Source organism: Psychrobacter sp. UBA6766 (assembly GCF_002453355.1).
Classification (GTDB): domain Bacteria; phylum Pseudomonadota; class Gammaproteobacteria; order Pseudomonadales; family Moraxellaceae; genus Psychrobacter.
Genome location: NZ_DKGQ01000012.1, coordinates 1 through 13,856, shown reverse-complemented (window position 1 = coordinate 13,856; position 13,856 = coordinate 1). Strand labels below are relative to the sequence as shown.

The 13,856-nt window shown below is 42.9% G+C and carries 13 protein-coding genes and 1 tRNA gene; 11 read left to right on the top strand and 3 right to left on the bottom strand.

Features of this window, described 5'->3' with window-relative positions:
* The first annotated feature begins 194 nt into the window (after positions 1-194).
* Both B4K26_RS02950 and B4K26_RS02945 read left to right on the top strand, forming a co-directional pair.
* A complete protein-coding gene (locus B4K26_RS02950; RefSeq protein ID WP_296243449.1) occupies positions 195-749 on the top strand; it encodes a fasciclin domain-containing protein in 555 nt (184 codons plus the stop codon).
* Positions 750-873: 124 nt separating this feature from the next.
* Positions 874-1,494, top strand: coding sequence for a fasciclin domain-containing protein (locus B4K26_RS02945; RefSeq protein WP_296243448.1), 621 nt, complete (start codon positions 874-876; stop codon positions 1,492-1,494).
* A gap of 229 nt (positions 1,495-1,723) precedes the next feature.
* Here B4K26_RS02945 and B4K26_RS02940 read toward each other — a convergent pair whose 3' ends face one another.
* Complete coding sequence (locus B4K26_RS02940) at positions 1,724-3,274, bottom strand: alanine/glycine:cation symporter family protein (protein WP_296243447.1); 1,551 nt, start codon at positions 3,272-3,274, stop codon at positions 1,724-1,726.
* An 848-nt stretch (positions 3,275-4,122) separates the two neighbouring features.
* Between B4K26_RS02940 and B4K26_RS02935 the strand changes: the two genes are divergently transcribed.
* The 4 genes from B4K26_RS02935 (at position 4,123) to B4K26_RS02920 (ending at position 7,781) form a co-directional block, all read left to right on the top strand.
* Positions 4,123-4,755: a LemA family protein gene (locus B4K26_RS02935; RefSeq protein ID WP_296243446.1), complete on the top strand. Its 633-nt coding sequence runs from the start codon at positions 4,123-4,125 to the stop codon at positions 4,753-4,755.
* A gap of 198 nt (positions 4,756-4,953) precedes the next feature.
* Entirely contained in the window at positions 4,954-6,141 is a 1,188-nt protein-coding gene (locus B4K26_RS02930; protein ID WP_296243445.1) for a TPM domain-containing protein, read from the top strand.
* Between the two features lie 62 nt (positions 6,142-6,203).
* Entirely contained in the window at positions 6,204-6,728 is a 525-nt protein-coding gene (locus B4K26_RS02925) for a TPM domain-containing protein (protein ID WP_296243444.1), read from the top strand.
* A gap of 54 nt (positions 6,729-6,782) precedes the next feature.
* A complete protein-coding gene (locus tag B4K26_RS02920; RefSeq protein WP_296243443.1) occupies positions 6,783-7,781 on the top strand; it encodes an adenosine deaminase in 999 nt (332 codons plus the stop codon).
* Positions 7,782-7,895: 114 nt separating this feature from the next.
* Here the strand turns inward: B4K26_RS02920 and B4K26_RS02915 are convergent, their stop codons facing one another.
* Complete coding sequence (locus tag B4K26_RS02915; RefSeq protein WP_296243442.1) at positions 7,896-8,693, bottom strand: NAD-dependent deacylase; 798 nt, start codon at positions 8,691-8,693, stop codon at positions 7,896-7,898.
* Between the two features lie 35 nt (positions 8,694-8,728).
* On the opposite strand from B4K26_RS02915, the gene B4K26_RS02910 reads away from it, so the two are divergent.
* Positions 8,729-9,094 (top strand): hypothetical protein, encoded by a 366-nt coding sequence (locus tag B4K26_RS02910; RefSeq protein WP_296243441.1) that lies wholly within the window; start codon positions 8,729-8,731, stop codon positions 9,092-9,094.
* A gap of 212 nt (positions 9,095-9,306) precedes the next feature.
* On the opposite strand, the gene B4K26_RS02905 is transcribed toward B4K26_RS02910, so the two are convergent.
* Positions 9,307-9,383: transfer RNA gene (locus tag B4K26_RS02905), tRNA-Arg, on the bottom strand.
* 371 nt (positions 9,384-9,754) lie between these two features.
* Between B4K26_RS02905 and B4K26_RS02900 the strand changes: the two genes are divergently transcribed.
* From B4K26_RS02900 to queF, 4 genes are all read left to right on the top strand, one after another.
* Positions 9,755-10,447 carry a c-type cytochrome gene (locus B4K26_RS02900; protein WP_296243440.1) on the top strand — a complete coding sequence of 231 codons (693 nt, stop codon included), beginning with the start codon at positions 9,755-9,757 and terminating at the stop codon, positions 10,445-10,447.
* Between the two features lie 412 nt (positions 10,448-10,859).
* Positions 10,860-11,807 carry an ABC transporter ATP-binding protein gene (locus B4K26_RS02895; RefSeq protein ID WP_296243439.1) on the top strand — a complete coding sequence of 316 codons (948 nt, stop codon included), beginning with the start codon at positions 10,860-10,862 and terminating at the stop codon, positions 11,805-11,807.
* 192 nt (positions 11,808-11,999) lie between these two features.
* Positions 12,000-12,773 carry an ABC transporter permease gene (locus B4K26_RS02890; protein WP_296243438.1) on the top strand — a complete coding sequence of 258 codons (774 nt, stop codon included), beginning with the start codon at positions 12,000-12,002 and terminating at the stop codon, positions 12,771-12,773.
* A 71-nt stretch (positions 12,774-12,844) separates the two neighbouring features.
* Positions 12,845-13,732 (top strand): NADPH-dependent 7-cyano-7-deazaguanine reductase QueF, encoded by an 888-nt coding sequence (gene queF, locus B4K26_RS02885; protein ID WP_296243437.1) that lies wholly within the window; start codon positions 12,845-12,847, stop codon positions 13,730-13,732.
* The last annotated feature ends 124 nt before the right edge of the window (positions 13,733-13,856 follow it).

The window sequence follows — 13,856 nt, the reverse complement described above, 5'->3', positions numbered from 1 at the left end:
GGCGCTTTTTAAGTAGTGCTTATTATTAAAAATTAATGATTATTGTTTGTGACTGACCAAGCAGTACGGGTTAGGCTCAAAAAATGAGACATTAACAAACGCTATAAGCAGTGGTTCTATGAAAAGACAATCTGACCGTGATGCCGGATAAGAATTTAATAATCTATAGATATTCACTCATTAAGGACAATGTTATGAAACTGATCAAAATTGCCACCCTTGGTACATTGGCGTTTTCGCTTTTAGGCCTTAGCGCTTGTAATAATATGATGCCAACCAAAACTCCAGCCATGAAAGCGCCGATGCATGGCCAATCCACTGCCAATATGAATGTGGTACAAATTGCCCAAAATAACCCTGATTTTTCGCTATTGGTGGAAGCATTGCAAGCAGCAGGATTAGCGGACGCGTTGACTGATACCAGTGCAAGCTACACGATACTGGCTCCGACCAACGCTGCTTTTGTGAAAGCCTTACAAGAAACAGGAATGACCAAAGCTCAATTGTTTGCTAATAAGCCATTGTTGACCAAAATCTTGACTTACCATGTACTAAAAGGCAATACGCCCGTCTATCAAAAGCATGTAAGACCTGGCAACTATACTATGCTTAGTAATGATACGCTGATGATTACGCCGCAAGGAAGATTGATGGATGAAAATGGTCGCGTCACTAACATCCTCAAAACAGATATCGCCGCTAGTAATGGTGTGATACATGTGATTGATAGAGTGTTATTGCCTAAATAAGTTATATAAGCATATTCAAGCAATCTTAAAAAGTCGCTTGACTCATTATTTACCTGTTTTAATTTTTAAACGTCTATCCACAAACTATCTACACTACAAGCTATCTACACTAAAGGAATACCTCATGTTAAAGAAAAATTTACTGTCTATCGCCATCGTTACCACTGCCATGTCATTAGCAGCTTGTAACGATAAAGAAGCCGCGACCGAACCAGTTGAGCCAGAAGCGACTACTGACATTGCCGTTGAACCAGAAACTACAACAGACGTTGCGCCTGAAGCGGTGGCTGAGTCTAATGATGCTATGCCAGTAGATACTGCAGCGACACAAAGTATTGGTGAGATGGCAGCAGGCAATGAAAACCTAACCATCCTAACTGAAGCTTTGAAAGCGGCTGATCTTGATGACATGATGATGGCAGAAGGTCAATATACTGTCTTTGCGCCAACAGATGATGCTTTTGCTGCTTTATTAACCAAACTCAATGTCACTAAAGAAGAGCTATTAGGCGATAAAGAGATGCTGACCAGTGTGCTGACTTATCATGTCGTCCCTATGGTTGTAAAAGCAGCTGACATCCCTTATGGTACGGCTATTGAAACTGCAAACGGCCAAACCATCTCTATCAGCGATGCCAACGTGATTACGGATGCGAGTGGCAATACTGCCAACATCGTTGGAACCGATATGATGGCGACCAATGGCGTGGTCCATGTCATTGATACGGTCTTATTGCCTAAATAACGCTTAACGATTAACACTGTTTTTCATTTTAAATTGCAAAAAGCCTAGCTATAGAGCTAGGCTTTTTTATGTCTACTAACTTACTGAAAAATTTATCTCAGTCGCACTATGATGGTTTTAAAGTGGACTTACTGTATAAAAAAGCCCGAGACCGTTGCCTCAGGCTTTTTGTTTTATCGATGTTTTTAATGTCATCAGTGCTGCTTAGATAACACTACAGTTGAGTAGATTATAGACGCTCTTTATGTAGTGGGTCTTGAGCTGCCATTCTTTGTTGCTGCTTTAGATGACGCTCTTCCCAATAAGGAGCATTTTTGATACCAAATTTTGCTGGATCAAAAGTATAGTGTTTGACACCAGCTTTACGCTGTGCTTCATAGTCTTTAAGCATGGTAAGCGTTGGACGCGCCACAAAGAAAATGACCAAAATACCAACGATATTAAGCCAAGCCATCAGACCAACACCAATATCACCGATGTCCCAAATATAGCCTGCAGAGTTAAGACCACCGTAGGCAACCATCACCATGATTAAGATTTTAACTAAGAATAAACCGGTTTTATTGGCACCGCGGCTGATAAAGCGCGTCAAATAAGCGACGTTTACTTCAGCGATATAGTAGTAAGCTAAGATAGTGGTGAAGGCAAAGAAGAACACCGCAACGGCAATAAAGATATTACCAAATTGACCATATACAGATTGCATTGCCAACTGTGTAAAGGCAGGCGAGTTAATCTCAACCCCAGCCGCAACGTTTTGTACAATAAACTGACCGTCAGGAAGCGTACCTTGAATGTTATAAGTTCCCATCGTAATGATCATAAACGCGGTAGCAGAACAAACGAGCAGAGTATCAACATAAACTGAGAATGCTTGTACCAAACCTTGCTGTGATGGATGCTCAACTTCAGCAGCGGCAGCAGCATGAGGCCCTGTACCTTGACCCGCTTCGTTAGAGTAAATTCCACGTTTTACACCCCAACCGATAGCTGCACCAAAGCCTGCTTGAGCGGTAAAGGCATCACTAATAATCAAACCAAACACTTTTGGAATCATATCATAATTAGTAACCATGATGACAAGTGCTAAAGCAATATAACCTAGTGCCATAAAAGGAACGGCATACTCGGTAAAGGTTGCGATACGTTTGATACCACCAAAGATAATAATACCTAAAACCACTAAGATAATAGCGAGACCGACCAAACGCATAGAGCCGACTTCTAAGCCCATGACATTCATCACAGTGCCTTCACCCATCACCTGAGCAAAAGCACTAATCACACCATTCGCCTGAACGCCAGGTAAGAACATGCCGCAAGCTAAGATAGACGCGACGGCAAAGAGAATGCCGTACCAGCGTTGTCCAAGGGCGCGCTCAAAATAGTAAGCTGGACCACCACGATATTCGCCAGTTACAACGTCTTTTTCTTTATAAATCTGAGCAAGGGTAGCCTCGACATAAGCAGTAGAAGCGCCTAAGAAAGCAACAACCCACATCCAAAATACGGCACCTGGACCACCGAAGCCAATAGCTGCTGCTACCCCTGCGATGTTACCCATACCAACGCGTCCCGCCAAGGATACGGCGAGTGCCTGAAATGACGAAATACCCTGCGCACTTGACTTACCTGTAAAAAGTAAGGTAATCATTTCTCCGAATAAACGTACTTGTACGAAGCGCGTCATGATGGAATAAAATAAACCTGCGCCCAAGCATAGATAAACCAACGCTGGGCTCCAGATAATTCCGTTTACTAAATCGACTAAACCTTCCATATGTATATTCCTAGTACTGTCTCAAAGTGGCTATATATGATGATGCTAAGAGTAGATGAGCTATTTAATTTCCTTATTAAAGCCCATCACTCAAATAATCTGCATACACTTAAACGTAGGGGGAATTTTCCATAGCGCTCAAGTTTCATACTTGTTTAGCCACCAAGGATGGACTGTAGTTGTCTGTTGTTATCCGCTTGGCTCATTGACAATACTGATCGTATCCAACCGCTTATCATTATTGACTGTTTATTAAAGCCACTCTTCATTAAAGCCACTACTTAGTAAAACTACTATAAATAAACCAGCGGATAAAACAGGCGGTTATAATATAAATAGCCATCACCTCAGTGAGCGAGAGGATGCTACTTAACTTTTTATGAGCCATATTAGTTGGCTACATTACACGGTAGAGTAAGCTGACAAAGCAATTTTCATTCGCCTATAACCCTCTTTTAATGAAACTTTGACAGCTTGCTAGTATTAAAAAGGTTATAAGTCCACTACCAAATGTATTCAAACCGTACGGCTACGTAACTGCAATTTGCCATATTTTTTGGTCAATTACTAGAATTTTCTTTATAAAGGCGTTCATTTATTTACATTTCTAACTGCTTTTAAATTATTTTTTGATTATGGCTAAAAATATCGTCATGATGTCATTAGTGAAAAATACCTAAACATGTACCAAAGCCCTACGATAGGCGGTGCTTTGCGGTTGTGTTTTGGTAACGGTGAATTGTAAAAGTAACGGGATAGCGCCATTATTAGCACAACATATCGCAGGTGCCATATTTTGGGCGACTAAAAAACGTCTTATCTGTTATTTATCATTAGGAGAGTCAACGATGACGCGTAAATCTTTTGTAAAACCTATGTTGCTATCAGCCATACTAGCCACCTCTACCGCTGGCTTGAGCGGTTGTGGTTATAACAATTTGCAAGCGCAAGATGAGCAGGTCACCGCTTCGTGGTCAGAAGTTGTCAACCAATATCAGCGCCGTGCGGACTTGGTGCCAAACTTAGTCAAAGTCGTGAAGCAATATGCTGAGCAAGAACAAGAAGTGTTTACTCAAGTTGCAGCGGCGCGCTCACAAGCTGGCGGTATCACTATTACGCCAGAGCTGCTCAATGACCCCGAAGCAATGGAACGTTATGCCGCTGCGCAGGATCAGATGACTGGCGCACTATCACGCCTTATGGCAGTCTCTGAGCGTTATCCTGAGTTAAAGTCTGATGCGTTGTTCCAAGATTTGCAGGCGCAACTTGAAGGAACGGAAAACCGTATCACCGTCGCGCGCAATCGTTATATCCAAGAAGTTCAAGGCTATAACACCACGGTGCGCCAGTTCCCAACGAATATTACTGCCAAAGTATTTGGTATGGATCCCAAGCCAAACTTTAGCGTGGCGAATGAAAAAGAGATATCGACTGCGCCAAGTGTAGACTTCGGTGATGACGATACGAAAACGGCTCAGTAAAGCTAGATTTTAAGCTTAGACGCTCTATCTGATGTGCATACGTGTAAATAACGCTGCGTGTTTATAGTCTGATTACTAGATTAAAAATGATGGGACGCCTGCATAACAAATGGTTTCTTATCCGTCGCTTTACAGCCGTTGGTTTGGTTTTGCCGTCATTAATTTAGTACAGATATTATTTGAGGTGGTATAGATTAGATGAATCATTCAAAAGCACTCTTATCCGCATTATTATTTACCCTAAGCATTGGGAGTGGCTCGCTGCTGCATGCGGCGCCTAATACCAGTGCTAATGATAATGTGGCGGTCGCTTCCGATAGCACCTCAGGAATGCAAAACCGCAGTGTCGAGGATTTGGTGGCCATTGCAAAAGCAGGCGAGTCTAATGAAGCCATCAACGATGCCGTTTTAGGTAACGACGCGATTAATGACGCCATCATTGGTAATGATGCTATTAATCCCAATGCTGCTAATTCCGATACTAGTAATATAGCCAACTCGCAAGCTTCCAATCGTCCGCCTGTCCAGTCAAGCGCACAAAGTGTTGATGCAGACAAGCTCATATTAAATAACCCTGTCGTTGACCAAGCCAATATCTTAAACCCGCAAGAAAAGCAGCGTTTAGAGGCGCAGCTAAGAGGCATTTATCAGCAAGGTTTGGCGCAAGCTGCGGTGGTCATTGTACCGACCACCAATGGCATGCCAATCTTTGATTATGCGCTACAGGTTGCGGAGAAATGGAAGTTAGGCAATAAAGACATTGACGATGGCCTGCTAATGGTCGTTGCCGTTAATGACCGCAATATCTATATTTTAACAGGTTACGGACTAGAAGGGGTGTTGCCAGATTCGGCGGTCAACCGTATTATTCGCGAAGATATCACACCGCTATTTAAGCAAAATGACTATGGCGCTGGGATATTGGCGGGCGTTGGCGCGCTGCAAACGCGCCTGACCGCTGATCCTGAAGTATTGGCGCGTGCCGATGCGCAAGCGGCTGAACGCGGTCAAAATCAAAATGACATTGGTGATAACCCATCGCCGGTGTTTTTATTTGTCATGGCAATGATATTTGGTAGCTTTATTACCAGTATCTTTGGACGCATTTTTGGTTCTATCCTGACCGCTGGCGGTTTTTTTGCAGGCTCGCTCGCCATGGGTGGCGGATTCTTCATGACATTAATCATGGCGATATTTATCTGGCTATTTTTGATTTCGCGTGGCTCAGGCGGCGGTCGTGGAGGACGCGGCGGTGGGGGCGGCGGTATGGTGTTCTTACCAGGTATGGGCGGTGGCGGCGGCTTTAGCGGTGGAGGCTTTGGCGGCGGCGGCTTTGGTGGCGGTGGCGGGGGTTTCGGCGGCGGCGGCGCTGGCGGCTCGTGGTAAATGCTTGTTAGACTTGGACATTAGATGACTGCCAGGAATGGCGTACTTGAGGAAATAAAATAATGGTAAAAAGCAATCCGTCGCAAGCAAGTTTTGCTCGTTGGTGGCGTCAAGTACTGTTTGTCCCAATGCTACATAGCAAATGGTTGACGCCCGTTGCCAAAGCTCGGCTTACAGAGCAGGTGGCGCTGGCTGAACGTGGACATCGCGGTGAGGTGTTTTTAATTATCGAAAATCACTTACCTATTCACGATGCCTATCATCTTGATTGCCGCGACCGTGCGATTGATTTGTTTAGTGAATATCGCGTCTGGGATACTGAAGAAAATACCGGTGTTTTGATCTATGTCAATATTTGCGAGCACCAGCTAGAAATCGTCGCTGATCGTGGTATCAGTATGCATGTCAGCCCGACCGTTTGGCGCGCCATGTGTGAAAAAGCCGCCTCGGGTATTGCCAATCAAAAAACTGAAGAGAGCCTAGCTGAGTTATTGGATGAGGTGGGGCAGTTATTACGTCAATATTACCACCTTGAGCATGACCCTGCTGGTAATGAGCTATCTGATACGGTGGTATTTTTAAAGTAGCGTTTATGAAAATAGAAATAGACTTAGTCTTAGACAAAGGACAACAGGGAAACCATGATTGAGCTCATCAAGAAATTGCCAAAAGCCGAACTGCATTTACATATCGAAGGCTCATTAGAACCAGAGCTGATGTTTAGGTTGGCTAAAAAGAATCAGATAGACATCCCTTATAAGGATATCGAAGATGTGCGCCGTGCCTATAACTTTACCAATTTACAAACCTTTTTAGACATCTATTATGCAGGCGCAAATGTACTGATTACCAAAGACGACTTTTATGATTTGACATGGGAATATATTTTAAAGTGTGTAGAAGATAATGTCGTTCATACAGAAATATTTTTTGATCCGCAAACCCATACCGCAAGAGGGGTGGATTTCGCTACAGTCATTACAGGCATCAAAGAAGCACTTGCCGATGCCAAAGAAAAATTCGGCATCACTTCTTGTATTATCATGTGTTTTTTGCGCCATTTGTCCCAAGAAGAAGCGTTTGACACGCTAGAAGAGGCGCTAAATTTCAAAGACGATATTATCGGTGTCGGTCTTGATTCTTCAGAATTGGGCAATCCTCCTGCCAAGTTTAAAGAGGTATTTAAAAAGGCCAAAGAAGCTGGCTTTAAGTTGGTTGCTCATGCGGGAGAAGAAGCAGATTTTTCTTATATTTATGAAGCGTTGGATTTATTAGCGATTGATCGAATCGACCATGGGGTGCAATCGATAAAAAGCGCGGCGCTGATGCAACGCTTAAAAGACGAGCAGATGCCGCTGACGGTTTGTCCCAACTCTAATATTGAATTAAAAGTATTTGAGAATTATAAACAGCACAATATCAAAGAGCTGTTAGATTATGGCTTAAATGTCAGTGTCAATTCCGATGATCCTGCCTATTTTAAAGGCTATATGAACCAAAATTTTATCAATATATGCGAAAACCTGCCGCTAACAGAAGAGGATATTATCACTTTGGTGAAAAACTCTTTTAGATCTTCGTTTATCAGCGATGAGTTAAAAGAAAAATACTTAGCGCAAGTGGATCTCGCTCTACAATAAAAATGATCGAGTAAATCACTAGTCATTAAGGCTGAACGATTATTATAAATCGTTCAGCCTTTGCTTTTTTATAGGGTATTTTTTAAGGCAAGGCATTTACACAGCCGTGATTTTTTAGATTAATATTTTTTGGGTTAATAACGGCATTACCACTCCTGCTTTTTCCACTAAGGTAATATCAACAATAGTATTTGGCGTCGGGTGAGGATTTATCTCAATAATTTTAGCACCGTTTTGCTTGGCTAATTGTGCCAGCCCTGCCGCAGGATAGACAAGACTTGAGGTGCCAATACTGATGAAAGCCTCGCAATTGGCCGCTGCATCCTCTGCAGTTTGCCATGCTTCTACGGGCAACGCTTCGCCAAACCAAACGATATCAGGGCGTATATAGCCATCGCAGTGCTGACAAGTCAGCAAGTCTTCATTAAAACTCACTTCTCTTTTGCTATTATCCACAATTCCTGAGTCGTTGTTATAAGGGGTTTTGCACTGACTGCAGCGATTCTGCCAGATATTGCCATGTAAATGGGTCACCGTACTGCCAGCTTGCTCATGTAAATCGTCGACATTTTGGGTGATAAGCGTCAAGTGCTGACGCCTCTTCGCTGCATATTGTTGCCACTGCGCTAAAGCATCATGGGCGGGATTTGGTTTTTTATCCGCCACCAATTGTCTGCGCCACTGATACCACGACCACACCAATTTTGGGTCGCGATCGAAAGCCTCTGGTGTTGCCAAATCTTCAGCAGCATAGTTTTCCCATAAGCCAGTTTGCTTATCTCGAAAAGTGGGAATCCCACTTTCTGCTGAAATCCCAGCGCCTGTTAAAACACAAATACGCTGTGTTGAGGCCAGTAATTTGGCAGCGCGTTCGACTTCTGCTATTAACGCTGGTGATAATTCTGCTAACATGACCTAACCCTTATTAAAAATGGAAATAGACTTCTATGATAGATGGAATTTGGTGGCTTGTCATATTGATAGCAATCGTTATTGGGCTATGGTTATTGGCAAAAATGCGCGCGCCTAAAGCTTCCGATAAGCATCCTTTCAAGTCGCAAAGTGCAAAAACACCGCTTAATGATGCGCTGCAAAAAACATCAGAGTTGGTTAAGCAGTATTTTCCTGATTATCGCGTCAACCGCAAAGCCAATCATTTGCTGATCAGCAAACAACATAAAAAAGTTGCTATGATTACGATTGATAAAAAGCTTGCCGTTGGTCAGCGCCGTTTGGGTGAAGTACCTGTGATTAATTATCACCGTGTACCCAGCCGCGCTCAGCTAACAGCAAATTTACAGGATGCAGGATAGCTTTTATAAAACTGGAAGTAGAAAATTGACGTTTAAGCGTACAGTAGGGAGCATGTAATAAGGAAGGGTGTAGTATAAATTTAACAACCATATATACAACACCTTATAGGTGCTACTAAGTAATGACAAGTAATATCGGAAGACTTGAATTGTTGATAATAAAGGGCTTTAGAGGTTTTTGGTAGTGCTAGGAAGTGGTGAAATACGGGGGTTGGTGCGCTCGGCGGGAATCGAACCCACGACCCTCGGCTTCGGAAACCGATACTCTATCCAACTGAGCTACGAGCGCATAATTTGTCGACTAAAACCTAACTAATTTACACTGTGTATAGATAAATGCAATTAGCTGTCGTTAGAACAACAAGGTATCTAAAAATTAAGACCGCTTAGTCTAACAAATAAAAGTCATAAAGCCAATGAATGAAGGTAGCTATTGAGGTTTTTTAAGAAAAAACACCATAGTCGGCAAACAGGCATGGCAATCTACCTGCCTTTTCCCTTATAATGTCAGGGAAAATTCATATTTATAATCACCGATTACAAGCGCGCCTGAATGCGGGATGGCTGTTTGCTATTGATAACTGTTGGGTTGTCAAAGGAGGACAAACAGAATGTCTAAGTCGTGTCGGCCCTTGTATACGTAATAAGAGAACGTGACGAATGAGAAAAGTAGTTATGTTATCGGCAGCTGCCATTCTAGGAATCGCTAGTATCGCTGTGAGCCAAGCTGAAAGTGTTGTAGACACTCCTGTAACCGTATCTGATGTCGCAGAAGGACAAGACGTTGTCGAAAACTTACCTGAAAAGTTAGGTGACGCCCCTAAAGCTGCTGCAGATACCACCGATGCAGCAACACCTGCTGACGGTGCTGCAACTGAGGATACTGCAACAGCAGACGCAACTGACGCAGATGCATCCGCTGAGGAAACTGTAACAGCAACACCTGCCGCTGATGAAGAGCCAATTCCGCAAGATACGCCCCAAGTACAGAAGCTGATTGCTTTGTATCCTAACTTGATTGCTCGTATTCAGCCGGTTGCGAAAGTATGCTTCGAAGACGATGAGGTTTGTGACGTTACTGCTCGCTCTGCTGGGCCAGCAGCAGGTGATGGTCCTCGTGATGGTAAAGCCGTTTATAATGCCGTATGTCACACTTGTCACGCGTCAGGGTTACTAGGCTCACCTACGTTTGGTGACGCCGGCGCTTGGGGACCACGCATCGCAAAAGGTAAAGATACCTTGTATACGCATGCTATTAACGGCTTTGGTGCCATGCCTGCTAAAGGCGGCGCTGATATCCCTGATGAAGAAGTGCAAAATGCGGTCGATTATATGGTTGCCGAAGTAAGCTAGTTACTGTTAATCGTTACTTTTGTTAATCGTTAGACCACAACTGGTGGTTTGCAGTTACCTTATTGGTAAAATCACTATTGCTGCTAGGCTATCTTACTTATTTGATTAATGTCACTGCGACTATTGTTGCATAGCAGCATTGTTAAATGCTTCTAATGTAATTTTCTAATAGTGAGTTTGTTTAGCATTTTACGATACGCATTGATAAAGCGTCTATTTCATCTAATGAGGTAGGCGTTTTTTTTGCGCATGATGATTGGTATTATCAATCTCGTGGTTATAAAATCCTGCCGTTGAAATCTCTTGTCGCTAGCCTCACATCAAGGCATTAGAGCACACATTAAAAAAATTAACTTTTCCCAAATTATTTTCTATATTCTTTTATAGATACATCATTAATAAAGAGGTATTCATGTCTGAGGTGCCAGCGCTATCTATTCAGAACTTATCCAAGACCTATGGCAACGGGTTTTCTGCCTTAAAAGATGTCAGCTTGACGGTACCGCAAGGCGGATTTTTTGCGCTTCTTGGGCCAAATGGTGCCGGTAAATCGACGATGATTGGCATTATTAGCTCACTATTTAAGCCAACGGCGGGTAGCGTGCGTATCTTTGGGACGGACTTATTGGCTGAGCCTTCAAAAGCCAAGCAGTTTTTGGGTGTGGTGCCACAGGAGTTTAACTTTAATCAGTTTGAAAAAGTGGAAGACATTCTAATTACCCAAGCAGGATATTTTGGTATTGCCGCTAAAGAGTCCAAACCGCGGGCAGAAAAACTGCTCAAGGCGTTGGGATTATGGGATAAACGCGATAATAAAGCTCGTGAGCTATCGGGCGGCATGAAGCGTCGCCTCATGATTGCACGCGCCCTGATTCATAAACCAAAGCTATTGATTCTCGACGAACCAACGGCTGGGGTGGATATCGAGCTGCGCCGCTCGATGTGGGAGTTTATGCAGCAGATTAACGTTGAAGAAAATACCACTATTATTCTGACCACCCATTATCTAGAAGAAGCGGAACAGCTTTGTAAACGTATCGCTATTTTAGATCATGGTGAGATTCGTATTAATACGGAAATGAAGGATTTATTGGCGCAGTTATCGGTTGAAACCTTTGTCTTTGATTTGGCAGTGCCATTGACTGAGAAAATTATCTTAACAGGTGTGACGGATACGTTGCAGCCCGATGATTTAACGCTTGAGGTGACATTGACGGAAGGCGAGTCTCTAAACGGCGTCTTTGAGCAGCTGTCTAAACAAGGGGTATCTGTAGCGAGCATGCGCAACAAAGCCAACCGTTTAGAAGAGCTGTTTATGCGCTTGGTCGATAAAAGCTTGCATGAACCTTTAGCTTCATAGTGAAGTTTTATGAATTGTTGACGTTTATTAAACGAGAGTCTTAATGAATGGCTCACTTTTATAACGACTATCGCTACGCAATCTATTAACGATAAAAATATCAAGATAAACAGACCACTATAAATATAGCAACCATATAGGCAATGATAGCGCTTTAACGCTAGCGCACAGAATGCTTAGGAGAGATAACGCATGAACTTCGCACAACGCTGGATTGCTTTTCGCACCCTGCTGATTAAAGAGATTCGCCGAATATTACGGATTTGGCCGCAGACATTATTGCCGCCAGTCATTACGATGAGCCTGTATTTTGTCATCTTTGGTAAGATGATCGGCTCGCGAGTGGGCGAGATGGGCGGTGTGCCATACATGCAGTTTATCGTTCCCGGTTTGATTATGATGGCGATTATCACCAACAGTTATTCAAACGTGGTCTCAAGCTTCTTTAGTGCCAAATTTCACTCAAGCATTGAGGAGCTATTGGTATCGCCAATCTCTAAGCACGCTATTTTGACAGGTTATATTAGCGGTGGTATTTTCCGCGGACTGGCGGTTGGGGTAATCGTCTTTATTGTGGCGCTATTTTTTACCAAACTGGGAATTGAGCACTTATTTATTACTCTATTTACGGTGATTGGTACGTCGGTTTTATTCTCGCTTGGCGGTTTTATCAACGCCGTATTTGCGCGCTCATTTGACGATATTTCTATTATTCCAAGCTTTGTATTAACACCGCTGACGTATCTTGGTGGGGTGTTTTATTCGATGGAGAACCTGTCTCCATTTTGGCAAAATATCTCGTTATTAAATCCAATCGTCTATATGGTGAACTCTTTCCGTTATGGCATTCTTGGCTATTCTGATGTCAATGTTTGGTATTCAATGGCGGCTATTTTTGCATTTTGCGTCATCTTTTATATCTTCTCTTATCGATTATTAAGTAACGGGTCGCGAATTCGCCTATAAGGTTACTGCTAGTTATATTTATAATATCTAGCATGTTAAATATCTTTAATTTTTAATAGTAGGAATTATCAATGAGTATTCACGGTATTTTAGGTGAACAAACCACCGATTATCCCACTGAGTATAGTCCCGAGACTTTATATCCGATAGCGCGCAGTATGGGGCGTGACGTTATTGGCTGGCAAGACGATAAGCTAAAACTGGGCGTTGATTGGTGGCACGCGTTTGAGCTGTCATGGCTTAATCTGCAAGGTATTTCGCAGGTCGCTATGGCGCGTTTTGGCATTCCAGCAAGCTCGCCGTTTATCGTCGAATCAAAGTCGCTCAAGTTGTATCTAAATAGTATTAACTTTACCGAGTTTGCTAGCTGGGACGAAGTACAAACGCTGATTACTAAAGACTTATCAGTATGCGTTCAGGCAGAGGTAACCGTTGAGATATTTAGCCTAAATGATGACTTGGATGATAAAGCAACAGGCTTGTTAATTGCTCAACCTGAAGGCATTTGTATTGATAACGCTTTAGATAATAGCAGTGAAAAAGTCGCATCGTATGAGCACCCTGATGCGTCATTATTACATGATGGTAAGACGGCTACTATTTTAGAAAGCAGCAATACGGGGAAAGTTGCTCAGCCTTATACTTTTTATTCTAATTTACTACGCAGTAATTGTCCGGTCACCAATCAACCAGACTGGGGAACATTGGCGGTTTCGCTGACCAGTAATAAGACAGTCGATAAAGCCAGTTTGCTGCGTTACATATTAAGTTTCCGTCAACATAATGGCTTTCATGAGCAATGCGTCGAGCAGATATTTGCTGATTTGAGTCAGTATTATGAGCCAAGTGAGCTGATGGTTCGTGCATGGTATACGCGCCGCGGCGGTATCGATATCAATCCTTGCCGTGTTAGTGATATAAGTTTATTGCCACAACCAAGTCGCTTAATTCGTCAGTAAAGCAGTGGAATTAGTTTAAGGTGACTTTACATCATTTAGCTTATAAAAAGCGCCTATCTTGAACTGAACCCCATATGTTGGACACAACTTATGCGGTATTTTTATGCGTTACGATCTAGACTTT

Bases quoted from the DNA above. Each gene is read 5' to 3' on its own strand.
- B4K26_RS02950 (WP_296243449.1), top strand. From the start codon at position 195: ATGAAACTGATCAAAATTGCCACCCTTGGTACATTGGCGTTTTCGCTT.
- B4K26_RS02945 (WP_296243448.1), top strand. From the start codon at position 874: ATGTTAAAGAAAAATTTACTGTCTATCGCCATCGTTACCACTGCCATG.
- B4K26_RS02940 (WP_296243447.1), bottom strand. From the start codon at position 3,274: ATGGAAGGTTTAGTCGATTTAGTAAACGGAATTATCTGGAGCCCAGCG.
- B4K26_RS02935 (WP_296243446.1), top strand. From the start codon at position 4,123: ATGACGCGTAAATCTTTTGTAAAACCTATGTTGCTATCAGCCATACTA.
- B4K26_RS02930 (WP_296243445.1), top strand. From the start codon at position 4,954: ATGAATCATTCAAAAGCACTCTTATCCGCATTATTATTTACCCTAAGC.
- B4K26_RS02925 (WP_296243444.1), top strand. From the start codon at position 6,204: ATGGTAAAAAGCAATCCGTCGCAAGCAAGTTTTGCTCGTTGGTGGCGT.
- B4K26_RS02920 (WP_296243443.1), top strand. From the start codon at position 6,783: ATGATTGAGCTCATCAAGAAATTGCCAAAAGCCGAACTGCATTTACAT.
- B4K26_RS02915 (WP_296243442.1), bottom strand. From the start codon at position 8,693: ATGTTAGCAGAATTATCACCAGCGTTAATAGCAGAAGTCGAACGCGCT.
- B4K26_RS02910 (WP_296243441.1), top strand. From the start codon at position 8,729: ATGATAGATGGAATTTGGTGGCTTGTCATATTGATAGCAATCGTTATT.
- B4K26_RS02900 (WP_296243440.1), top strand. From the start codon at position 9,755: ATGAGAAAAGTAGTTATGTTATCGGCAGCTGCCATTCTAGGAATCGCT.
- B4K26_RS02895 (WP_296243439.1), top strand. From the start codon at position 10,860: ATGTCTGAGGTGCCAGCGCTATCTATTCAGAACTTATCCAAGACCTAT.
- B4K26_RS02890 (WP_296243438.1), top strand. From the start codon at position 12,000: ATGAACTTCGCACAACGCTGGATTGCTTTTCGCACCCTGCTGATTAAA.
- queF (WP_296243437.1), top strand. From the start codon at position 12,845: ATGAGTATTCACGGTATTTTAGGTGAACAAACCACCGATTATCCCACT.